The organism is Streptococcus henryi DSM 19005 (assembly GCF_000376985.1).
GTDB classification, from domain to species: domain Bacteria; phylum Bacillota; class Bacilli; order Lactobacillales; family Streptococcaceae; genus Streptococcus; species Streptococcus henryi.
This window is the reverse complement of sequence record NZ_AQYA01000020.1, coordinates 1-22,207: the sequence shown is the minus strand read 5'-3', so window position 1 is coordinate 22,207 and position 22,207 is coordinate 1. Positions and strand designations below refer to the sequence as shown.

At 39.6% G+C, this 22,207-nt stretch carries 19 protein-coding genes and 1 pseudogene; 3 read left to right on the top strand and 17 right to left on the bottom strand.

Annotated elements, in window-relative coordinates; all coding sequences use genetic code 11:
* Nucleotides 1-122: 122 nt before the first annotated feature.
* Entirely contained in the window at nucleotides 123-1,475 is a 1,353-nt protein-coding gene (gene rlmD, locus F601_RS0101410) for a 23S rRNA (uracil(1939)-C(5))-methyltransferase RlmD (RefSeq protein WP_018163890.1), read from the bottom strand.
* Nucleotides 1,475-2,455, bottom strand: coding sequence for a helix-hairpin-helix domain-containing protein (locus F601_RS0101405; protein ID WP_018163889.1), 981 nt, complete (start codon nucleotides 2,453-2,455; stop codon nucleotides 1,475-1,477). The genes rlmD and F601_RS0101405 overlap by 1 nt, the downstream gene beginning before the upstream one ends.
* Nucleotides 2,456-2,527: 72 nt before the next feature.
* On the opposite strand from F601_RS0101405, the gene recX reads away from it, so the two are divergent.
* The 3 genes from recX (at nucleotide 2,528) to F601_RS0101390 (ending at nucleotide 4,469) form a co-directional block, all read left to right on the top strand.
* Nucleotides 2,528-3,304, top strand: coding sequence for a recombination regulator RecX (gene recX / locus F601_RS0101400; RefSeq protein ID WP_026183054.1), 777 nt, complete (start codon nucleotides 2,528-2,530; stop codon nucleotides 3,302-3,304).
* 84 nt (nucleotides 3,305-3,388) lie between these two features.
* Nucleotides 3,389-3,922, top strand: a complete 534-nt coding sequence (gene ntdP / locus F601_RS0101395) for a nucleoside tri-diphosphate phosphatase (protein ID WP_018163887.1) — start codon at nucleotides 3,389-3,391, stop codon at nucleotides 3,920-3,922.
* 235 nt (nucleotides 3,923-4,157) lie between these two features.
* Nucleotides 4,158-4,469, top strand: coding sequence for a DUF960 family protein (locus F601_RS0101390; RefSeq protein ID WP_018163886.1), 312 nt, complete (start codon nucleotides 4,158-4,160; stop codon nucleotides 4,467-4,469).
* Nucleotides 4,470-4,549: 80 nt separating this feature from the next.
* On the opposite strand, the gene recR is transcribed toward F601_RS0101390, so the two are convergent.
* The 15 genes and pseudogenes from recR to F601_RS0101320 form a co-directional block, all read right to left on the bottom strand.
* Nucleotides 4,550-5,146, bottom strand: a complete 597-nt coding sequence (recR, locus tag F601_RS0101385) for a recombination mediator RecR (RefSeq protein ID WP_018163885.1) — start codon at nucleotides 5,144-5,146, stop codon at nucleotides 4,550-4,552.
* 245 nt (nucleotides 5,147-5,391) lie between these two features.
* A complete protein-coding gene (gene pbp2b / locus F601_RS0101380) occupies nucleotides 5,392-7,476 on the bottom strand; it encodes a penicillin-binding protein PBP2B (RefSeq protein ID WP_018163884.1) in 2,085 nt (694 codons plus the stop codon).
* A 114-nt stretch (nucleotides 7,477-7,590) separates the two neighbouring features.
* Nucleotides 7,591-8,358: pseudogene (locus tag F601_RS12125) on the bottom strand (formate/nitrite transporter family protein).
* A gap of 236 nt (nucleotides 8,359-8,594) precedes the next feature.
* Entirely contained in the window at nucleotides 8,595-11,705 is a 3,111-nt protein-coding gene (locus F601_RS0101370; protein WP_018163881.1) for a pilus expression-regulating Snf2 family helicase, read from the bottom strand.
* 178 nt (nucleotides 11,706-11,883) lie between these two features.
* A complete protein-coding gene (locus tag F601_RS0101365; protein WP_018163880.1) occupies nucleotides 11,884-12,483 on the bottom strand; it encodes a response regulator transcription factor in 600 nt (199 codons plus the stop codon).
* Nucleotides 12,480-13,574 carry a sensor histidine kinase gene (locus F601_RS0101360; RefSeq protein ID WP_018163879.1) on the bottom strand — a complete coding sequence of 365 codons (1,095 nt, stop codon included), beginning with the start codon at nucleotides 13,572-13,574 and terminating at the stop codon, nucleotides 12,480-12,482. The genes F601_RS0101365 and F601_RS0101360 overlap by 4 nt, the downstream gene beginning before the upstream one ends.
* Nucleotides 13,574-14,320: an ABC transporter permease gene (locus F601_RS0101355; RefSeq protein ID WP_018163878.1), complete on the bottom strand. Its 747-nt coding sequence runs from the start codon at nucleotides 14,318-14,320 to the stop codon at nucleotides 13,574-13,576. Before F601_RS0101355 ends, F601_RS0101360 begins: the two co-directional genes overlap by 1 nt.
* On the bottom strand, nucleotides 14,307-15,194 hold the full coding sequence (locus F601_RS0101350; RefSeq protein WP_018163877.1) for an ABC transporter ATP-binding protein: 888 nt from the start codon (nucleotides 15,192-15,194) through the stop codon (nucleotides 14,307-14,309). Before F601_RS0101350 ends, F601_RS0101355 begins: the two co-directional genes overlap by 14 nt.
* Nucleotides 15,187-15,375: a hypothetical protein gene (locus tag F601_RS12760; RefSeq protein ID WP_074485529.1), complete on the bottom strand. Its 189-nt coding sequence runs from the start codon at nucleotides 15,373-15,375 to the stop codon at nucleotides 15,187-15,189. The genes F601_RS0101350 and F601_RS12760 overlap by 8 nt, the downstream gene beginning before the upstream one ends.
* A 9-nt stretch (nucleotides 15,376-15,384) precedes the next feature.
* Nucleotides 15,385-15,582, bottom strand: coding sequence for a hypothetical protein (locus F601_RS0101345; protein ID WP_018163876.1), 198 nt, complete (start codon nucleotides 15,580-15,582; stop codon nucleotides 15,385-15,387).
* Between the two features lie 154 nt (nucleotides 15,583-15,736).
* A complete protein-coding gene (locus F601_RS0101340; protein ID WP_018163875.1) occupies nucleotides 15,737-17,482 on the bottom strand; it encodes an ABC transporter ATP-binding protein in 1,746 nt (581 codons plus the stop codon).
* Nucleotides 17,472-19,217 (bottom strand): ABC transporter ATP-binding protein, encoded by a 1,746-nt coding sequence (locus F601_RS0101335; protein ID WP_018163874.1) that lies wholly within the window; start codon nucleotides 19,215-19,217, stop codon nucleotides 17,472-17,474. Before F601_RS0101335 ends, F601_RS0101340 begins: the two co-directional genes overlap by 11 nt.
* 407 nt (nucleotides 19,218-19,624) lie before the next feature.
* A complete protein-coding gene (locus F601_RS0101330) occupies nucleotides 19,625-20,131 on the bottom strand; it encodes a VanZ family protein (RefSeq protein WP_018163873.1) in 507 nt (168 codons plus the stop codon).
* Entirely contained in the window at nucleotides 20,131-21,288 is a 1,158-nt protein-coding gene (gene rlmN, locus F601_RS0101325; RefSeq protein WP_018163872.1) for a dual-specificity RNA methyltransferase RlmN, read from the bottom strand. The genes F601_RS0101330 and rlmN overlap by 1 nt, the downstream gene beginning before the upstream one ends.
* 12 nt (nucleotides 21,289-21,300) lie before the next feature.
* Entirely contained in the window at nucleotides 21,301-21,885 is a 585-nt protein-coding gene (locus F601_RS0101320) for a YutD family protein (RefSeq protein ID WP_018163871.1), read from the bottom strand.
* Nucleotides 21,886-22,207: the final 322 nt, after the last annotated feature.

Below are 22,207 nucleotides of genomic sequence, written 5' to 3'. Positions count from 1 at the left end.
TATATTACTTTTACAATAGGTGTTGCAAATAGTAAAAAAGACCAGCCTCACTTATACAACACTTGTCAGATAAGCTAGACTGAGTCTTCTAAAAATATAACTATATCATTATTCACAAAGCACTATTTTTTCACTAACTTCACAACCGCCTCGGTCCTTGCGGTATGCGGGAACATGTCCACGCTTTGTATATATTTCACATCATAAACTTTAGCAAGTTTATCTAAGTCGCGTGCTAGGGTTGAGGTGTTACATGAGACATAGACCATCTTGGCTGGCTGGTATTTGAGAATGGTATCGAGGAGCTTGTCATCTAAACCTGTTCTTGGCGGGTCAACGATGATGGCGTCAGCTCGGTAACCTTCATGGTACCATTTCGGAATGATATCCTCTGCTTTACCGGCTTCATAATGGCAATTATCAAAGCCCATGTCTTGCGCATTTTGTTTGGCGTCAGCAATGGCTTCTGGGATAATATCCATACCGCGCAGGCTCTTGACCTTGCCTGCAAGGGCTAGTCCAATTGTTCCTACTCCGCAATAAGCATCAATAACATGGTCCTCTGGAGAGACTTGCAGGGCAGCGACAGCTTGTCCATAAAGAACTTGGGTTTGCTGAGGATTGAGTTGGTAGAAAGCTCTAGGCGACAGAGAAAAACGATAGTCCAGAACTTCTTCCTTGATGGTGTCTGTCCCCCAGAGAATTTCGGTCTTTTCACCATAAATGTCGCTGGATTTGGATGTGTTTAGGTTAAGAGCAATAGTCTTAATTTGCGGGAAATCTGCAGTCAAGTCCTTAATCAGAGGCGCTAAGTGGAGGTCACGGCTGCTGATAAAGATGAGCTGAACTTGGTCAGTGGCCTGAGCCTTACGAACCATAACAGTTCTGAGACCTGCAATTTTTCGCTCATTGTAAATAGGAACCTTGTGCTTATCCAAGAGCTTGACCAGACCATTAATGATTTGCTGAGTCAACTGGTCCTGAACCAGACAATCTTCAATAGCAACCAAACGGTGGCTACCTTCAGCAAAGAGCCCAGCCTTGACAGAACCTCCAAAAGAGCGGGTCTGAAATTGCAACTTGGCACGGTAATGCTGGGGATTTTCCATCCCTAGAGTATGGCGAATTTCATAATTTTCATAATCTGCAGGCTTAAACTTTTTCAAAGCCTGGGCAATCACATCGTCCTTAAAGTCCAATTGCTTGTCGTAACGCAGATGCATGATTTGGCAGCCACCACACTCTTCATAGATGGAGCAGGCTGGATGAACCCGAAATTTTGATTTTTTATTGATGGTCAATAGCCGAGCTGTGACGAAGTTGCGTTTGACGCTGGTGATTTGACAGAAGACTTCTTCTCCCTTGAGCGCACCTGGTACAAAGACCAAGGTCTTCTTATAAAAACCAATACCTTCGCCATTGATACCCATGCGTTTAATTTTGAGGGGAATGCGTTGTTTTACTTGTAAATTCATTATTTTTTGAGTCTAACTCCAGCTTCTTTTATTTTTTTAAGGGTAGTTTTGCCAATTCTAGGGATAGCAAGTAACTCTTTTTCCGTATAATTGGCCAAATCCTCAATGCTTTGGATCCCATTTTCTCTTAAGGGCACTAACTGTCCAGGAGTAATCAAATCCAAAAGGTCCACAGAAGAATCCTCAAACATATAGTACTTTTTAGAAGACTCATTCTCAGAAAAATAGCGATTTAGGTAGGCTTGAACAAATACTGTTGCTGTAGACAAAAGCGGAAGCAAAGGATAAAAGGCTAAATAAAGATTTTCGATACTATTGTCCTGGTAATAGTCTAGATTGGCAGCCTCTAAAACCTGTGCAAAGGGGAAGTTTGGCAAAAGACAAAACTCGCGAAAGGCAGGTACTTGGCGGTCCAAAATTCTAATCAATTCATCAGCTCTGCTATTACTCCTATACAAAATAGCAGCTACTAAAAGGGGAACCAACATGAGGACATCATCTTGATGTTCAGGACGGCTCTCAAAGAAAGCTTCAGCTCGGAAGTAATCTGATTTTAAAGCGTAGAGGGACATGATTTCGTAACGACAGCCTAGACCATCATTGGCATCTTCGCGATAGATGCTCGAAAAAATTTCAAGTGCTTTTTCATAAAGTCCATTTTGTTTATAGAGGGTAGCAAGGTCCATTCTAATAGACAAGTAGGGCCTAGCTTCTAAGTTAACCCAGCCTTTTTCTGGCAAAGCCTGCCACTTTGGATAGATTTCATCTTCGAGCTCTTCTAAATTTTCTAGGTCAGCAAGCAACTCCTGTCCTGCTTTTTCATCATCAAAGAGACCCGGACCAAAAGCTATATCGTCATATAAATCATCTAATTCCTCTTCGGACAAGTTTAAAAGATCTTCAAAGAAGTCCTCATCAAAGTCTCTGTCATGTTTATATTGATTCAAATCTACAATTTTATCTATCTTATTTTTCGTCATTATCATTTCCTCTTTATACTGATTCTAAGTTATAGTTACTACTATTTTACCATTTTTGCTATAATAACATTTATGAAAATCACAAAAATTGAAAAGAAAAAAAGACTTTACTTGCTTGAAGTTGATGAATCTGAAAAACTCTATGTCACTGAAGATACCATCGTTCGTTTTATGCTGACAAAAGGGATGAATTTAGATGAGGAAACTTTTAAAGAAATCCAGACTTTTGCTCAGTTTTCTCATGGAAAGAATCTTGCCCTTTATCATATTTCTTTCAAACAAAGAACGGAGGCCGAAGTCAGAAAATACCTTACTGAACACGAGATAAGTTCTGAAATTATTGGACAGGTATTGGAGACTCTTAAAGAGGACAGATGGATTGATGATGCCAAATACATTGAAAACTTCATCTCACAGAACATGAATAATGGTGATAAGGGGCCATTCGTTCTCAAACAAAAGCTCCTTCAAAAAGGCATTGCTGCGCAGCTTATTGACCAGGAAATGACAAAAACTGACTTTTCGGAACTGTCCGAAAAAGTGGGGCAAAAATTAGTCAAAAAATACCAAGCTAAATTACCTGCTAAGGCTTTGAAAGATAAGGTCGTTCAAGCTCTTAGCAATAAAGGGTTCTCTTTCAACCAAGCTCAAGCTGCTTTTACAAGTTTAGAGATTGAAAATGACGAGGAAAATGAATTAGATTTGCTTTACAAGGAATTGGATAAGCAATATCGAAAATATAGCCGGAAATACGAGGGCTATGACCTCAAACAACGATTGATTCAGGCTTTAGCTCGAAAAGGATTCGGTTTTGATGACATAAACTCTGCTCTTCGTGACTATTTCTAAGATTTTCACTCTAAATCAGTGCATTTTTCAGAAAATTGTGATAAACTATTTGAGATAAGTTTAATTGTAGAAAGTTGGTAAGGCATGAAATTACCTAAGGAAGGCGACTTTATTACAATTCAAAGTTATAAGCATGATGGTAGTTTGCACCGTACTTGGCGCGATACTATGGTACTGAAAACAACTGAAAATGCCCTGATTGGGGTCAATGACCACACTCTCGTTACTGAAAGTGATGGCAGACGATGGGTAACCCGTGAACCAGCTATTGTCTATTTTCATAAAAAATACTGGTTTAACATTATTGCCATGATTCGTGATAACGGGGTTTCTTACTATTGTAATTTGGCTAGTCCTTATGCAATGGATGAGGAAGCTTTGAAATACATCGACTATGACCTAGATGTCAAGGTTTTTGCTGATGGAGAAAAACGACTCCTAGATGTTGATGAGTATGAATCACATAAAAAGAAAATGGCCTATTCAGCTGATTTGGATTTCATTTTGAAGGAAAATGTTAAAATCTTAGTTGACTGGATTAATAATGGCAAGGGACCATTTTCACAATCCTATATTAATATTTGGTACAAACGTTATCTTGAACTGAAGAATCGTTAAAGTTGTCAGAGGCTAGGCTCAAGTCCAAGCCTCTTTGACATTATTGGGAAAATAACCAATACGTAGTAGCCTAGTGGATATTCCTTCACTTTTTCAAAGCTTGAACATTGATGTTGACATAGTCAGCGTTGTCTGCCAGACTGTTAGGGCTACTAGGCTTATGGGGCTGAAACGACGAACTCTTTTTTCTTTCGAGTTCTGTCCCACTCCCATCCTATTATGAAAGGAAAAAGCTATGGCATTTGAACATACCAAGGAAAGATATGCCAGTTTTGGCATTGCAACAAGTCTTCCCCACACCATTATTGATACCTTTTGGGATATTTTGGATAATTATTTGAAGGATGTTGTGCCTTTAGATCGGACTTTAACTTTCAGATTAGCCAATCACAGTGATAAACTCTCCTTTGAATACCACGATGTCAAAAGACAAATTTTGATTGTTTTTGACTATAATACTCCTTTTGACCCTTTCTTCCCAGAAATTGTCAATATTACAGATAATGCAGGTATTGAAACTATTATATTACCTCATGAGTTTGACTGATACTCTTCAAAAATCAATAAAATACACTCCGAAATCTTCCAATAATTATTGGGTAGAATCTGGAGTGTATTTTTGATGTTTTAAAGTTCTGTTCGGTTTTCAATAGCACGAAGAAGAGTGACTTCATCAGCATATTCTATATCTGATCCAACAGCCAATCCACGCGCCAAACGCGTTACTTTGATACCTGCTGGTTTGAGAACACGAGAGATGTACATTGATGTTGCTTCACCATCAGCTGTTGCATTTGTTGCAACTATGACTTCATTAACTTCACTATCCATAAGACGCGTAATCAAAGTTTTTAGATTGATATCATCTGGGCTGACACCGTTCATTGGTGAAATAAGACCATGAAGAACATGGTAAAGACCGTGGTATTCTTGAATTTTTTCCATAGCAGAAACATCTTTGGAATCTTCAACTACCAAAATGACACCACGATCACGTGTCTCATCAGTACAAATATTGCATGGATCGTCATCAGTCAAATTTCCACAAACTGAGCAGTAAGTCAATTCACGTTTTGCTGCCAAAAGATTCTTGGCAAATTCATTAACATCTTCATCAGACATTCCAATAGTATAGAAAGCAAGACGAGTAGCCGTCTTAATACCGATGCCTGGTAATTTAGAAAAACTTTCAATAAGTTTAGCAATAGGCGTTGGATAAAGCAAAATAATCTCCTTATTTTAAATACAAAAGTCTTACGAAGTAATTGGCAGAACTCCTGACCAACAAAGATAAGTTCTCTCGCGTATCAGTTTAGTGACTTAATCTGAAATAGTCACTCATACAAGTCTCAGTAAGTCAATCTCAAACTTTGAGATAGTTAAAGATTGGCCACTAAGCCACCGCATCTCAGCTCTATCTTTGTCAACAGGAACTTGAGCGTAATCTTCTCCAATAAGACTTTACTTTTTTATGAATTAGCATATGAAGTCATATAAAGTTCAATGACATCACGCGCGATTAATTGATTTGTATAGTTATCAGAACTTGTCAAATGAGGAATAATCACTGCTACTGCAATTTTTGAATCATTGGTCTCAGAGTAATCATAGGCCAAAACACTCAAGTTAACTGTCGTTACAATACTTCCATCAGTCGCTTCAGCATAGGTTTCAGCTGTACCAGTTTTACCAGCAATTGTTACTGAACTACCTCTCATCTTAGTTCCTGTAGCCAAACCACTTGAACTATTAACGACTTGATAGAATCCATTTTGAATAACTGCCATGTTTTCCTCTGAAATAGTAACAGTATTTAAAACATTAGTTTCAATCGTTTTTGATAGTGTTCCAAGACCATCAGATCCATCATTGTCATAAATCCCTTCAACCAGATGAGGTGCAAGTCGTTTTCCACCATTCGCAACTGTAGCTGCATATTGTGCTAGTTGAATTGGAGTATAGGAATCATACTGACCGAAAGCTTCAGTCAGGACATTTGCAGCATCAAACTCCTTGGTAAGATACCCGAGAGATTCACCTGGGACATCTATTCCAGTGCTAGTTCCAAGACCGTACTCTGCATAGACTGCACGAAGTTTTTCCATAGCTTCTTGCATCCCTTTGGTAGCTAGAGCCATTCCTGTATAATACTCTTGCCCCATCATTTTCAGAGCAATTTGAACCATGTAAGTATTAGATGAATATTCTAATGCCTGAGCAGCTGTAATTGCTGTCGAACTTGTCCCTGTGAACCAGGAAGTAATCGGAGCAGAACCTGCTAAATTAATAGGTTGGTCAATTAAAACCTGATTGCCACTGATTACGCCTGAATCCCAACCAGCTGTTATAGTAGCCGCCTTAACGACAGAACCAGGGACAAAAACATTTGTGATCGTCCCGAGTGCATTAGGTTCTGTCTCTTGCTCACCTTTTTCATGAGAAAGGCCGGCCATAGCCAAGATTCCACCTGTTTGCGGATTCAGAGCTACAACATAAGCACCTTCTGAATAATCCGCATAACCTGATGCAATATCAGCACTATAATATCGATTCAAAATATCCTCAACACCAGATTGAAAATCAGAATTCAGAGTTAATTTGAGATTTTGACCTGCTTGTCCCTCTGTTGTTACTTCCTCAGAGATGACTTTCCCATTTTTATCGGTTTCAATTTCCTTAATCGTATGCTGACCTTGTAAATATTCTTCGTAAGATTTTTCTAGATAAGATGTTCCGACGCGATCATTTAGAGAGTAGCCTTTTTTAAGGTAGTCATCTGCTTCTTCCTCAGGTAGACCAGCCTCTTCTGAAGAAACAGTACCCAAAATTGAAGCAATAGAGCTGCTTATTTTTTGACGGGTCCAATTCGTTGTTACTGTAATGCCGTTCCACTTTGATTTGTTAGCTACAATATAAGCAATTTGATCTGGTGTCAATTCCGCTGTTTTAAGTTTTATGGTATTAAATGTTGAAACTGAATTCATCTGATTAAAGAGATACACCAATTTCAACTCATCATCAGAATAATTAATCTCGTCATCCTTCACAGCTTCAACTGCGTTGGCATAGATTGTTGCTTCTGTCAGACGATTTCCGAATTTATCATACTTTTTATCGTTAGGTAATTCTTGGACTACTTTGGCATAGACATCTGAATCCGCTAAATAATAATCTTTTTTAGCACGAGTCGTTACCTTAGTTTCTGTCAAAGTCACAACCTCAGATAAACTAGCTGCCAATTCCTTCATTTCTTCAGCTGAAACAGTATTGCTTCGTGTATAAGCTAAGACCTGTTTAACATCGTTAGACACAAGAGCTTTCCCAGCAGCATCATAAATCTCACCACGCGGGCTTGATAATTTGACAGTATAAAGCGTTGAAGCCGTTAACTTCTGATTATAAAAATCTTGTTCTAAAATCTGCATTTGAGCCAATCGTAATATAATGAGCGTAAAAAGGCAGACAATCACAAAAAAGAGAAGGTTAATTCGTCGTGGAATACTGGCCTCCTTCTTCTTTACTTTAACTGTTCTTTGTTTATTTTTTTTTGCCATGGTGTCTCCCGCATTTGAAAAGCTATGTTTTCTATTTTATCACAAAGACTCAAAAAAAGAGAGCCAGAGACAGATAAAAGTTTTATCTTTTTATCACCTCTGACTACTCAATTTTTATCCTTTATGCTGACCATAGGCTAAATAGTAAAAGAGACTTACAAAACCAGCTCCTCCCACAATATTACCCAAATAAACAAAACAAAAGTTTCCTAAAAATTCTAACCAGCTAGCCTGCCCTTCAAAAATAGCCGCAGGAATGATAAATGCGTTTGCTACACTGTGCTGGAAACCTAGAGCTACAAAAGTCATTACAGGAAACCATGTCCCCAATATTTTACCTGTTGCATCTTCTGCACCATAGCAGAGCCATAAAGCTAAACCTACAAACCAGTTACAACCAATTCCTGAGACAAAGGCTTTCATCGGAGACGCTGCTAACTTTGCATGTGCTACTTCAATTGTTTCTTAGAGATAAATACCTGAATTTGTCAATCCAAGGTAATGACCAAAAACAAAGGCTACAAAAATAGCTCCTAGCAAATTAAAAAGTGTAATGACAGCCCAATTTTCTACTAAGGCTTTAACAGAAATTTTCTTACCAAAAAACGCAGCTGACACCGCCATCGTGTTCCCGGTAATTAACTCACCTCCAGCCAATAAGATAACAATCAAACCAACTGGAAAAACACAGGCTCCCAAAAAACTTGCAAAAGGACCAAATGTCGTCATACCACTGGCAGTCACACGAATATACAAAAGGTATCCCAAACTAATCATGGCACCACCTATAAAGCCTAGTATCGCCTTTGCTTGGAATGTTTTGTGAGTTTTATGCTCCCCAGTATGTATAGTGGTCTCTAAAATTTGCTCTGGTGTTTTCATCAGATTCTCCTATAGTTTGTTAAAAGTATCACAAAAATATTATAACAGTTCTCCAGAAAAATGCAAGCGTTTCCGAAAACTAGACAGTCACATTTACAGAAAAACATTTTTCATGGTTCTTCTATTTGACTTTCTAATACTCAAATAATATCAAAACAAAAAAGGATTCCCGTTTTGTAGGAAACCCTTCTATATATTTATTGATTATATCCAAGAGAATATCAACAACTCTTCACTTACTCCACTTCTGAAGATTGAATCCCCAAAATCTCTTTAATATCTTCGATAGTCATGCTAGCTCTGCTTTCATCACCATCTAGGACAGTCGTCACTAGATTTTTCTTACTCTCCTGCAACTCGAGAATTTTTTCTTCAATCGTTCCACGGGTAATTAATCGATAAACTTCAACATTCTCTTTTTGACCAATGCGATGTGCACGGCTAATCGCCTGCATTTCTACAGCTGGATTCCACCAGAGGTCAATCAAGACAACCGTGTCTGCTCCTGTCAAATTAAGCCCTACACCACCTGCTTTGAGTGAAATAAGGAACGTATCCTTTGAACCATTGTTAAAGGCTCGTGTCATTTCCTGACGTTCATTTGCCGGAGTTGACCCCGTAATCTTATAAGAAGTCAGACCTAACTCAGCCAGTTCTTTCTCAGCGATATCTAGCATACCACGAAATTGTGAAAAGATAAGGGCGCGATGTCCATTTTCTTTAATTTGAACCAGAAGATCACGCAGACTGTCAATTTTCCCGCTTTCACCATCATAATCCATGAAAAGACTTGGTGTATCACAAATTTGACGAAGTCGAGTAATTCCTGACAAGATTTCAATTTTATGGCGATTGATATCCTCATCAGAAGAATAACGGATTCTATCTTGCATTTGACGCAATTGTGCTAAGTAAATAGCTTTTTGACTGTCAGCCAATTCGTTAGGATAATTCATTTCTATTAAATCAGGTAACTCCGGCAAGACATCTTCTTTTTTACGTCTCATGACAAAAGGTCTTATGTAGCGAGAAACTTGTTTGGCGTCTAATTTCAGAAATTCTTTCTTAGCTGGCAATAGACCAGGTAAAACAATTTGGAAAATAGACCAAATTTCAAGAAGTTTATTTTCAATCGGTGTTCCAGAAAGAGCAAAGCAATTTTTCACTTCAAAAGCTCGCAAATATTGAGCAATCTTAGTTTGCGTATTTTTCATTACCTGTGCTTCATCCAAAATCAAGTAATCAAAGCTAAATTGCTGGTATTTCTCAAAATCTTGTCGGAAAGATGCATAACTTGTAATGGTTACTTGATGTCCTTGGTCAATGATTTCATCCCTGACAGGTTTTAGACCATATGAAACAGCAACATCAATTTCGGGCGTGAACTTATGAAACTCATCCTGCCAATTATAAATAAGACTTGACGGTGCCAGAATAAGGATTCGACTTTCTGAGGTTAATTTTGACCTTAAAAAGGCAATTGTTTGTAGCGTCTTTCCAAGACCCATATCATCTGCCAATATCCCACCAAAACCATAACTATCTAGCATAGACAACCATCGGATACCAGTGTATTGATAGTCACGAAGCTCTGCATTCACCCTTATTTCTGGAAGTTCAAAACTTTCAGGATGACGCAAGTCATAAGCAAGTTGTTCAAATTCTTTTGAAAAAGAGACAGAGTCGTCATTTTTAAAGAGTTCTGAAAGTTGGAAAGCTGCTAAACTATCTAATTGCAAATGACCATTTCGCGCCCTTTTTGCCCGTAGAGTCTGTAGTGCTGAACTAACCCTCAAAGTTTCATCATCAAAAAGAACTAACTGACCAGACTGACTAACGAAATAAGGATTATTATTAAATAAAGCTGTCAATGCTTCATCGATATCACCTTCAAAAATTGTTGAAAAATCAAAGGAAATATCCAGTAAACCGGCATTAGCTCCAATCTTAATTTGCGGACGTTCTGAAAAACGAAGATTCTCTAAATCTGAAGATAAGAAAACAGAGCCCAGTCTTTCAAAATGACTAATCGTTTCAGTAAAGAAATGATAGAGCTCTTGCGCTTTCAACGGAGGCCTGCTACTTGAAAAGCGCGGAGCAAATCCTTCTTGTTCCATAGCCTTAAAAATGCGCTCCTCATGCCTAAAATTACTTGCAAAAGGAAGTCGCTCTTGTTCAGACTTGTTGGTAACAACCAAACCACCACCGTAATTAAAACTGACATCCAGTAAAATATTTTGATGATCATCTAAACCTAAATCAAAACGAGCTTTGAAATCTCGAATATCAAAACTTTTCGGAGCTGTGACAATACCAATTTCTTTGAAATCAAGAAGACTAGCTGCCAACTTCGCCTGGTCATCCAAATCAAATTGAATGTGTTTCTTCAAATCAGCCTCAATCGGTAAGGTTTTAATGGCTGTAACAATTTTCTTCTGTTTAGCATTCAAGTGGTAGAAGGTATCATGGTAAAGGAGAAAATCGTTTTTAAAAAGCGAATGAACAGTCTTTTCACTGATAACCAGCTCAATATACTGACGATGCACTTCAACATAAAAGTCAAATAAGGCATCTTCTCCTTCTAATTCTTTGAAATAAAGATGACGGTAATCCTGACGATTGCCCTCAAACTGAAAATCGTGCAAATCAGTCAGGAGACGAACTCCTTCTTCAAAAAAGCCTAGCGGTAATGAAAGGTGACGACCATGATTTGGCAATATATAGTCTAAGTCCAAGCGATCGTTTTCTGGAATAATACGCCAAAGGAATTGAATCAATTCTTGACTGGCAGTATCAAACTGCAGTAAGGATATAGGCTCAAAGTAATTCTTGCCAATTTGATAGTAGCCTTCATTCTTAACAACTGTCAAAAATGCCCCAATATCTCGAACAATATAGGTCCTCTCATCCGGCAATCGATTCATTTTTAGAGTCCATAAATAATCTGAAGCATATGGATTTTGGCTTCCTAATGCTGACAGACGATATTTGGTCGTATCGTCCTCATTGACAGCTAATCCATCTAAAAAGACACTGCCAAAAGAGTTCTTCACTTTAGTCTCTCTCTGATCTTCAGAGTTTGACTCTAACTCTTGGCTGATTTCACGTCCTCTCTCATCATTTTTTAAAAAACACTCTAATGCTGCCAAATGTTCACAATACTGCTTTTTCCCAAAAAAGTCACAAGTACAGCCAATTTTTTCATCGTCTATCAGAGCATACTGAACTTGAGCTTCTCCGACTTTTGCTTGAAGAAGCCCATTATCATCACTCTCTATTTGAACTTGCCCCTGTTCATAAAGGGCAACACCCTGATTACGAATGCGACCCGGAATCATTCTTGCCATACCAATACCACCTTTATCTTATCCTTTTATTATAGCAAAAATGCAGAGCTTTGACAGTTGAAAACCATCCTTACAATTGGATTTTTCATAACTACTTCACAATATCTGCAAAAAGAAAAAGGTAATAGAAATTTGTATGAAAAAACAGGTACAAAACCAAACCTTTCAAACTTGACGATTATATCCAGTCTTTTTCTTGTGCAATTTTAACAGCCTCTATACGGTTATTTGCACCTAACTTATTAAAGATTGAAGTTGTGTAATTGCGAATCGTTCCATCCGAAAGGAATAGCCTGGTTGCTATCTCCTTGCTGGTCTTGCCAGCCGCAATTAATTCCATTACTTTTTGTTCTTGCTTGCTCAAGGGATTTTCATGACTCATGATAGAATCCATGAGTTCTGGTGAATATTCCTTACGGCCAGCTAAGACGGTGTGGATGGTATTCATGAGCTCTGAGATGGAGCGGTCTTTGAGCACATAGGCATCAACTCCAGCTTTGACAGCTCGCTGGAAATAGCCGACACGCTTAAAGGTGGTGACGATGACGACCTTAGTCGGCAAGTCTTTAGCGCGTGTCCATTCCAGTACATCCAGACCCGTCTTTTGGGGCATTTCAATATCTAGAATGGCGACATCCACATCTTGGTTTTCTAGGATTTTCAAAGCTTCTTTGCCGTTGTTTGCTTGGAAAATTTCATCAACATCATCCTCCATGAAAAGGAGTTGGCACATAGCATCACGTAGCATGGATTGGTCTTCAGCAACTAGTAATTTCATGACAATTCTCCTTCCTCTAAGGTAACACGTATTTTTGTTGGATTGGCTGAAGAAAGGATTTCAACTTTTCCTTTGACCAACTGCAAGCGCTCTTTAATAGAATGCAGTTCATCCCCGGTCATGTTCGAGAATCCTTGCCCATCATCTGTAACTTCGATAGTGATAGCTTCAGCCATTTGCAAGCATATTTGACAATGCTTGGCCTTGGCGTGTTTAATGATATTGGTGGTCAATTCCCGCAAAATCATGTTTATACTGGACTGAATCACTGGGGAGAGATGGTCCGTATTGACTGTATTCTGGACCTGCAATTCAATATCAGACAGGGAAAACATATCACGAATATTGTCCAATTCCTCGCCAACAGTTCTGTACTTGAGATTATTGATGAGCTGACGGACATCTTTCATGGATTTCCTGCTGATTTGATTGAGTTCTTCTAATTCCTTTTGAACTGCCACTAGATTTTCCTTGTCCAGTTGTTTGAGAGCCAGCTCGGTTTTCAGGGTCATCATGGCAAAAGTATGGCCTAGTGTATCATGCAAATCACGACCAATCCGATTGCGTTCATTTTCCGCTGCCAATAGATTAATTGTCTCATTTTGTTTGTAAATTTCAGATTTCATGTCATCCTCTTTACGGATACTATACTGTGAGTAACTCATAAAAAGGATAAAGATTGGAACAACTGTCACCATAAGCCTACTGATGATATCAGTGGACAAGATTTGTCCATAAATAACAACACTTCCTAATGCCAGTAAAAAACTAATTGCTCTGTAAGACTTGATTTTATCACGAAATCGCCAAATAAGTAAATTACTGTGGAAAAAGAAAAACCACATAAAAGCACCATCGTAAAAACATGACATATAAACGACATAGGCCAGTGAATTGAACCATAAACAAAAAATCGTCTTATGAAATTGGTTATTGATATGAATAAGGGCTAAATAAGAAATGGTAAAGAGGCTAGTTAGAGCAAGTGTCCACAAAGGATACCCAAACCAAATGACTCCCCCAATTGGATAGGCAAGAAAAATTAAAGCTAGATAATAGAGAATATAATTTTTCTGAAATGGACGAAACATCATTTTACCTCAAGTTTTTTTCCGACTGCCAAGGCAGCTACTAAAACTATGATAGCATAAGCAAACAAAATTAACAGTGATTGGCTAGAAAAATCCTTGTCAAAATAAGAAATCAATAAGTTGTTAAAATGATATGTTGGAGTAATTTTAGCCATTTTTTGCATGAAATCTGGGAAAGTTTCAATTGGCATCCAAAGTCCACCTAAAACAGCTAATCCCATATAAAGGATATTGGCCACGATGGAAAGGGTTTGAGATGACTTAATATTAGATAGGAGAGCTCCGAAAGGCATAAAACAGATGGCTCCTGCGAATAAAATTCCAGCACTGGTCAGCCAATCTTTGAGAGGCATATTGATATGTTTGAAAAAATGCCCAACAGCAAATACCGCTATTATAGCTATGATAAAGTGAACCAAAATTCCCATGATTTTACTCACGTAGTACTGCCATAAAGGAACGGGGCTATGTTGAATGTTTCTCAAACGATTCCCTTGTCTATCTTCCTGAAAAGCATAGGGCAGGGAGAAGAAGGCAAAACTGAGACTGGAAAAAGCCGTCATTTGCATCATATACTGGCGAGTCCAAAGAACTAGCACATCTTTAGACATGGTATCGTCGCTAGCCCATATGGAGGTAAAGAGCAGGAAGAAGGCAATCGGCATACCAATAGCCATGACCAGATTGGACAGGGAGCGTTTGTTAATCAAGTACTCTTGTTTGAGAATAGCTTTAAAGGTCTTCATGATTTGCCTCACTTTCAAAGATAGAATCTAGGAGAGTCCGATTGGTCATTTCAATATCCTCAATAAGGCACTTAGCTTGAGATAGCTGGTCCCAAATGACCTGTGGTTGTCTAGTGCTAAAGGAGATGGTGTCTGTTTTGATGACCAAATCTTCAATGTCTTGATTTTCGATGACAGGCAGATAGGCAACCGGAAGTGTGAAGATTTTTTCTTTTTCTTCAGCCCGCATGAGGTAAGGGGTGGTATCACGTATCAGTTGACCTTGGTGGAGAACTAAAATACGATCAGCTGTATGCTCCACTTCTTCGATATAGTGGCTAGAGTAGATGATGGTCGTGCCAGCTTTTTTCAAATCTGCCACGATTTCCCAGAAACGGATACGGGTAGAAGTGTCCATACCAGCGGTTGGCTCATCTAGGAAGAGGATATCAGGCTGTCCAACTAAAACTTGAACAAAGGCTAGGAGCCTGCGTTGCCCACCGGACAATTTTTCGGCAAATTGGTTTTTCTGCTGATCTGTAAACTGGAGGAGATTGTCAATTTCTTGACTAGACAAAGGATTTGGGTAGATGGCTTTTTGAAAATCAAGAAGTTCCTGAACCTTTATTTTTTGCTCCGTTCGATTTTCCTGGAAAAGAATGCCAATCTTTTCTTTGAGTTGTTGCGAACTGGGCTCTTTATTTAAGACCGAAATTTGACCAGAACTTGGACGAAGATCGCCTAATAGGCAGTTAAAAAGTGTTGTTTTGCCAGATCCATTTGGACCAATCAAGGCCAGACAGTCACCTTGATAGATGTCAAAGGAAATGTCGGACAAGGCTTTCTTATCCTTAAAGTTTTTATTGAGCCCTTTGACCTCGATAACTTTAGACATTGTGTTGCTCCTTTCTTTTTTTAAAATACGGGAAAAGACCATAAAATAGTGTCAATCGAATCCCCATTAATGCGTAAAAATGGTGTAGTGAAATGCTTGCCATGTAATCACTTGTCTGGCTCAATACACCAATAAAGACTGTAATAGCGATGAAAATAAGTACTAGTTTCAATGATTTCATATTATTACATTAGTTCCACAATTCTTTAATAATCGATTTAGTAATGCTAATCAGAATAGAAGCTGAAATCAAGACACCGATGAATTGTCCCATATGCGAAAAGATAGATTCAAAGCGTACTATTTCAAAGAGATTTGTAAAGACACTAAGGCCAGCAAAAGTGCTTCCAATAAGAGCATAGATGATAAGGGATGGTTTATTTTTCATTTGAGATAACCCTCTTTCTTTATTTCTACATTCATTTTACAAGGAAAGGAAAAACTATTTCAGTCCCCAATGTCATGACATGATATGACAAATGTCACGATTTCGAACATCAAAAAACCAACCCAGTTTTCTAAGTTGGTTCATGATAAATCTTTTAGTTTCCCATCATACCCGCCTGAAGCTGGTACATCTTGTGGTAAGTGCCGCCAAGAGCTAGGAGCTCCTCGTGGCTGCCACTTTCGATGATACGGCCCTTGTCAAGGACATAGATGCAGTTGGCATCTTGAATAGTCGAGAGACGGTGGGCGATGGCGATGGTTGTGCGGCCCTGGCGCATCTTAGCCAAGGAATTCTGCACGATTTGTTCTGTTTCTGAGTCAATATTGGCTGTCGCTTCGTCCAAAATGAGGACTTTAGGCTGACTGGCTACAGTTCTGGCGAAAGCCAAGAGCTGACGCTGTCCAGTAGAGAAACTTGAGCCTCGTTCAGCTACAGGAGAATCATATTTGTCAGGCAATTTCTGAATAAATTGATCGGCATCGACAAACTCTGCTGCTGCTTGAACGTCCTCATCTGAAATGTCTTGGTACATCTTGATATTTGACTTGACTGTCCCATGATAGAGGAAAGGATCTTGCAGTACCAGACCAACATTTTTGCGCAATTGTTCTTGACTATAGTTGCGAATGTCAACGCCATCAAGCAGGACTTGACCAGATTGAAATTCATAGAAACGCATGAAGACATTGATGATAGATGATTTCCCTGATCCCGTATGACCAACGAAGGCGATGGTTTCACCCTTGTTGACCTTGAAGGAAATATTATCAAGAATTTGATTCTTACCATCATAAGAAAAGCTGACGTTTTTGAACTCGATATTTCCTTCCTCAATCTCAGCTCCGCTATTTTCCTGGGAAGGCTCATAAGCCGTCTCATCAATCAGGTCGAAGACGCGACCCGCAGAGACCATGGAAGTCTGGAGGACAGAGAAATTCTGAGTCACTTCAATGAGGGGGTCAAAGAGGCGGTTGACATACTGAATGAAGGCGTACATGAGACCGGCCGAAATCCCAAGCTCCATACCACGGAAGCCAAAGTAGGCCATGAGGATAGCGTAGGCAAGGAGTTTGAGCAGGGAAAGGGCAGGGCGGAGGAAGAGACTATCCAAGGCCATGGAACGATTGGCGTATTCCACATGCTCCTTGTTAATGGCTTCGAACTCATCCTTGAGGCGTTCCTCCTGACTGAAGGCCTGAATGATACGAATACCTTCGATGCTCTCAGACAACTTGGAGTTGATGTCAGACAAGAGTGAACGTGTTTTAGCGATAACGGCAACAGATTTCTTGCGGTAAATATTGACCAGAATAAAGATGAAAGGTAGGAAAAGGGCTACCCAGCCTGTCAGCACCGCATTGAGCCTGAGCATGGTCAAAAGAGTCACCGTAAAGATGAAGATGGCCGAGATGAAACTAGAGAGAATACCAGAGAACATATCGCTGATACTCTCGGTGTCATTGGTGATGCGAGAGACGATAGAGCCCGCTGGCGTTTTGTCAAAGTAGGACATACCAAGCTTTTCCATATTAGCGAAGGCATCACGACGAATATCACGGACGATGCTGTAAGACACACGCGCAAAGAAGAGATTTCCCAAGTACTGGATGATAGTTTGGAGAACATACATGAGGTAGTAACCTACCAAAATCATCATAGCTGTCTGGTCCATATTGGTCAAAAAGTTATCGATAAAGTAGGAAGCCACCAAGGGAATAGCACTGCGAACCACTGTTGTTAATAGGAGTAAGGTCAATGCCAGAGCAGTCAACCACTTGTAATTTTTCAGATAGGACATGAGACGCTTAAAGACGCGCCATTGGTTAGCATTATTCTTCATCAGCATCTCCTTCCATTTCTAATTGTTGTGATTCATAAGTTTCAGCGTACCAGCCACCTTGAGCAATCAAATCGTCGTGTCGACCACGCTCGATAATGCGACCATCCTGCATGACCAAAATCAGGTCGGCATGGACCACAGCACTGAGACGGTGGGCAGTAATAATAGTCGATTTGTCTTGGCGAGTCGCCTTGAGATTTTCAATAATGGCATGCTCCGTCTTGGCATCCACGGCTGACAGAGAATCATCCAAAATGAGAATATCAGGGTTAAGAATCATGGCACGACTCATGGCAATCCTCTGCTTCTGACCACCCGACAGACTGACCCCTTTTTCACCAATCAGGGTATCAAACCCTTCCGGCATGGCCATAATGTCATCATAAACCTGAGACAGTTTAGTTGCTTCTTCCACTTGGGCCAATGGCAGAGCGGGATTTCCGAAACGAACATTGTCTAAGATTGATGTCGCAAAGAGGAACTGATCCTGAGGGACATAACCAATCAAGCTGCGCAAATCAGCCAAATTATAGTCACAAATATCATGACCATTGAGCTTAATCATGCCACAAGAGACATTGTATTCCCGCAGGAGCAGTTTAATCAGAGTTGTTTTTCCAGAACCCGTTTGACCAACCAAACCAAGGGTCTGACCTTTTTCAAGGGCAAAATGAATATCTGATAAGGTCTCGTCTTCTTCATAACTGAAGGAATTGATATCGTATTCCAAACGACCATTCTGGGCTGGTTTGATAGGATTGCTTGGATTTTGGACATCAGACTCCTGCTCCAAGAGATTATTGATACGCTCGTAAGAAACCGTCCCACGCTGAACCATGTTGAAGAGAAAGCCGATGGCCATGAGGGGCCAAACCAACATATCCAAGTAGGTAATGAAGGTGACCAGGCTACCGACCGTCACCTGACCTGCAGAAACCATGAAGGCCCCTGTCAAGAGAGTTAGAAGGTAGGAAGCCCCGACAAAGAGCAAGACCAAGGGATCCCAGAGGGTATCGTATTTCATAGTGACCATGTTTTTGGCAAAGGTCATGTCATTTGTTTCTTGAAAAGAGCGGAGCTCATCATCCTGATAACCAAAGGACTTAGTTACCTTAATCCCAGAAACCGATTCCTGAACCTTGTTATTGAGTTCTGAAAAGGCAGCCTGTGATTCCCCGAAGGCCTTGTGGGTCTTACGCCCCAATCTGCTAGTGGCAAAGGCCATGAAAGGCAGAGGAATAATGGCAATCAGAGTCATCTGCCATGAAATAGTGAAGAACATGGTTGCCAAAGTCACCAAGGCTGTGATGGAAGCATCAACAGCCGACATGACACCGCCACCAGCAAGACGAGTTAGGGCATTGATGTCATTTGTAGCATGGGCCATGAGGTCACCGGTACGGTACTTTTGATAGAAGGAGGGTGACATTTTGGTGAATTTCTCAAAGAGTCGATAGCGAATAATCTGACCCAAACGGTAAGAAGTCCCCAAAATATACATACGCCAGATATAGCGTAGGATGTACATTCCCAAAGCTGACAAAACCAACCAGAGTAAACTCCATAAAAGCTCTGCTCTAGTCAACTGTCCACTAGTAATCCCATCAATAACCGTCCCCATCATTTTAGGCGGAATGAGATTAAGAACCGCTACCAAACTAAGTGATAGAATTCCGATGAGATAGCGGCGCTTTTCTAATTTGAAGAACCACATCAGGTTCTTTAAAATCTTCATAAATCTTCCTTTCTGAGCTAGGATTATAGGCCAATTTATTGGTGATTGCCAATATCCCTGCTTAATCTTTTAAAATTTTATTTCTTTAAATCCCATCTCTCCTAATACTCAATGAAAATCAAAACTAGAGGAGGCAAGCTGACGCAGGCATACCTCTAGGTAGGCAAGAAGGCTTAACAATCTCTCATTTTGATTTTCGAAGAGTATAAGTCTAGACTTGGGAGAGGGCACAATATGCAAACAGAATCCATTATACACCTTAGAGTGTACTTCAAGTCAAGTGATTTGTTCTTTTAAACTTCTATCTTCAAATAGGCTTAGGCCCAATCAAAAAAGAAGATCAATACAACTATCTATTAGCTGTCGTATCAAATGAAAGATGGAAATCCATTAATAGACTTCCATCTTTATTTCTTTTTAAATTTTTCCTGTAAAAACCTATATGTGATAAAGGCTAAGGCTCCGCCTAGGCTATTAGTCCAGAGGTCGTCCACTTCAAAGACGCGATTGGCATCGAAAAGGAAGTCTAGGATAAGCTGGGTGCATTCAATAAAGAGACTAAGTCTGAAAGCTGTCCAAATAATCTTCTTCCAAGAACGTAAGTCTGGATAGAGCGCCAGCATTCCCAAAAGCAGAGGAAAGAGGAGCAAGATATTGAGGAGATTTTGGCCAATGACCCAAAAAATCTCAAGGCCACCTTCCAATTGACCAAAACTAAGGAGGGTGTTAAAGGGTACTAGAAGTAACCGCAAGCGTCCCCAATAGATAATATTTGGAGTTTCGATACCGTCGACTGTGTGTTGAGGACCAAAGCACATATAGCAGATGGCTAAAGCATAAAGACCAGCCAAAGTCCAGGTGACTTTACGGCCTAAGCTAGTGAGCTCTGCCTTGTCATCAAGAAAGTGCGACATTATTTAGCGGCCTCTACCACTGCTCTTTCACGGTCACGTTTCATGGTATTTGAACGCAATTGACCACAAGCAGCATCGATGTCTGTACCGTGTTCTTGACGAACTACACAGTTAACACCATTTTTCTTAAGAACGTCATAGAAAGCTGCAACGCGTTCTTTTGTTGAACGGCTGTATTGGTCATGCTCTGAAACTGGGTTGTAAGGAATAAGGTTGATATAAGACAATTTACGGATTTTCTTAGTCAAATCAGCCAATTCTTGAGCATTTTCAGGATTATCATTAACACCGTTGAGCATGATATACTCGAAAGTCACACGACGGTTGGTTGTTTCAATGTAGTACTCGATAGCTGCGAAGAGTTTTTCCAACGGGAAAGAACGGTTGATACGCATGATGCTTGAGCGCAGCTCATTGTTTGGCGCGTGAAGGGAAACAGCCAAGTTAACTTGGACCCCTTCATTGGCGAAATCACGGATTTTGTGAGCCAAACCAGATGTTGACACCGTGATATGACGTGCACCGATTGCCAAACCATTGTCATCATTGACAACACGAAGGAAGGTCATAACATTCTTATAGTTGTCCAAAGGCTCACCGATACCCATAACCACGATATGGCTGACGCGGTCTCCCTGTCCTTGGTCATCAAAATACTTTTGAACCAACATGATTTGAGCAACGATTTCTCCGCTGTTAAGATCACGTTGTTTAGGGATAAGACCTGAAGCACAGAAAGTACAGCCAATGTTACATCCTACCTGAGTAGTCACACAAACTGACATACCATAGTGCTGACGCATAAGAACAGTTTCAATCAACATGCCATCAGGAAGTTCAAAGAGGTATTTAACAGTGCCATCTTTTGATTCTTGGACAATACGTTGCTTAAGTGGATTGACACAAAAATTCTCATTCAAGACTGCGATAAAATCCTTGGAAATGTTAGTCATTTCTTCAAAAGATTGGACACGTTTACGATAGAGCCAATCCCAGATTTGAGTGGCACGGAATTTTTTCTGACCATGTTCGATTGCCCATTCAATCAATTCATCGCGTGTTAGGCTATAGATAGATGGCTTGTAACCTGGCATATCTTCTGGTTTTTGGCGACGTGGACGACGCTCTTTTTTAACTTCTGTTGTTAATTCTGTCATTTTCGACTTCCTTTATTTTTCTTTCTTACGGATTACAAAATGCTGCTTAGCAGATTGAATTTCCTTTTGTTGTTGACGTTTTTTGCTGCGCTCATCACGCACGCGGTTATCTTTACGTTTTTGGGTACTGAAATGTTTATTTGTTACCTTATTATTGGCTGATTTCACTTCTTCACGACTGCGATTACCTGAACGTTTTCGAGAGGATTTACGACGTTTTGAGCTACGTTCTTCCTCAAATGTCACCTCTTGTGGCTCAGGATTTTCAAGAATAAAATAAGCACAACCAAAATTACAATACTCTTTGATATAGTCATCTAATCGAGAAATACGATTAGATTTCTTTGCATCCTTATTATCTTTGTAGAACCCTTTAAGACGGAGTTGTTCATTACCCCAATCTCCAACGATATAATCGTATTTAAGTAGGATTTCTGAGAATCGTTGGCTAAAAACAGTCGGATCAAAGGCATCTTTAATATTTTCCAAAATCACAAAAGAATAGTCATCACTTTTGACTTGATTTTCGAATGTAATAAATTGCGGTCCTGGAAATTTATTGTAGTTATACATTTCAGGAGAGATTTCTTTTCTCATCTGTCTCCTCACTTTATTTAGATTAGTATGTCTTTCCAGCTCATAACTCATCTACAGCTCAAAGATTACTCAGCAGTAGAAAGTAACATGTTAATTGGCAATAAGACATTTTCCTTCATAACCTTTTTATTATACACTATTTTTAATCTTTTGTAAGCATTAGAATGCTTATTGTTTGTGTCAAGTTATTCTCGGAAAGTTTTTCAAAAGTCCTAAATCCATTTCTTCATTTGTCCAATTGGACTACTTGTTGCACCGTTTAGTGGGATAGTCGCACTTGGGATAATATGCTGGTCGTGCTGGCCTTTCTGCAGGAGTTTTC

Excerpts from the sequence above, each read along its gene's own strand:
- recX (WP_026183054.1), top strand. The coding sequence starts at position 2,528 with ATGAAAATCACAAAAATTGAAAAGAAAAAAAGACTTTACTTGCTTGAA.
- F601_RS0101335 (WP_018163874.1), bottom strand. The coding sequence starts at position 19,217 with ATGAAGATTTTAAAGAACCTGATGTGGTTCTTCAAATTAGAAAAGCGC.
- F601_RS0101370 (WP_018163881.1), bottom strand. The coding sequence starts at position 11,705 with ATGGCAAGAATGATTCCGGGTCGCATTCGTAATCAGGGTGTTGCCCTT.
- rlmD (WP_018163890.1), bottom strand. The coding sequence starts at position 1,475 with ATGAATTTACAAGTAAAACAACGCATTCCCCTCAAAATTAAACGCATG.
- F601_RS0101320 (WP_018163871.1), bottom strand. The coding sequence starts at position 21,885 with ATGAGAAAAGAAATCTCTCCTGAAATGTATAACTACAATAAATTTCCA.
- F601_RS0101355 (WP_018163878.1), bottom strand. The coding sequence starts at position 14,320 with ATGAAGACCTTTAAAGCTATTCTCAAACAAGAGTACTTGATTAACAAA.
- F601_RS0101340 (WP_018163875.1), bottom strand. The coding sequence starts at position 17,482 with ATGAAGAATAATGCTAACCAATGGCGCGTCTTTAAGCGTCTCATGTCC.
- F601_RS0101405 (WP_018163889.1), bottom strand. The coding sequence starts at position 2,455 with ATGACGAAAAATAAGATAGATAAAATTGTAGATTTGAATCAATATAAA.
- F601_RS0101345 (WP_018163876.1), bottom strand. The coding sequence starts at position 15,582 with ATGAAAAATAAACCATCCCTTATCATCTATGCTCTTATTGGAAGCACT.
- F601_RS0101365 (WP_018163880.1), bottom strand. The coding sequence starts at position 12,483 with ATGAAATTACTAGTTGCTGAAGACCAATCCATGCTACGTGATGCTATG.
- F601_RS12760 (WP_074485529.1), bottom strand. The coding sequence starts at position 15,375 with ATGAAATCATTGAAACTAGTACTTATTTTCATCGCTATTACAGTCTTT.
- F601_RS0101350 (WP_018163877.1), bottom strand. The coding sequence starts at position 15,194 with ATGTCTAAAGTTATCGAGGTCAAAGGGCTCAATAAAAACTTTAAGGAT.
- rlmN (WP_018163872.1), bottom strand. The coding sequence starts at position 21,288 with ATGACAGAATTAACAACAGAAGTTAAAAAAGAGCGTCGTCCACGTCGC.
- pbp2b (WP_018163884.1), bottom strand. The coding sequence starts at position 7,476 with ATGGCAAAAAAAAATAAACAAAGAACAGTTAAAGTAAAGAAGAAGGAG.
- F601_RS0101360 (WP_018163879.1), bottom strand. The coding sequence starts at position 13,574 with ATGTTTCGTCCATTTCAGAAAAATTATATTCTCTATTATCTAGCTTTA.
- ntdP (WP_018163887.1), top strand. The coding sequence starts at position 3,389 with ATGAAATTACCTAAGGAAGGCGACTTTATTACAATTCAAAGTTATAAG.
- F601_RS0101390 (WP_018163886.1), top strand. The coding sequence starts at position 4,158 with ATGGCATTTGAACATACCAAGGAAAGATATGCCAGTTTTGGCATTGCA.
- F601_RS0101330 (WP_018163873.1), bottom strand. The coding sequence starts at position 20,131 with ATGTCGCACTTTCTTGATGACAAGGCAGAGCTCACTAGCTTAGGCCGT.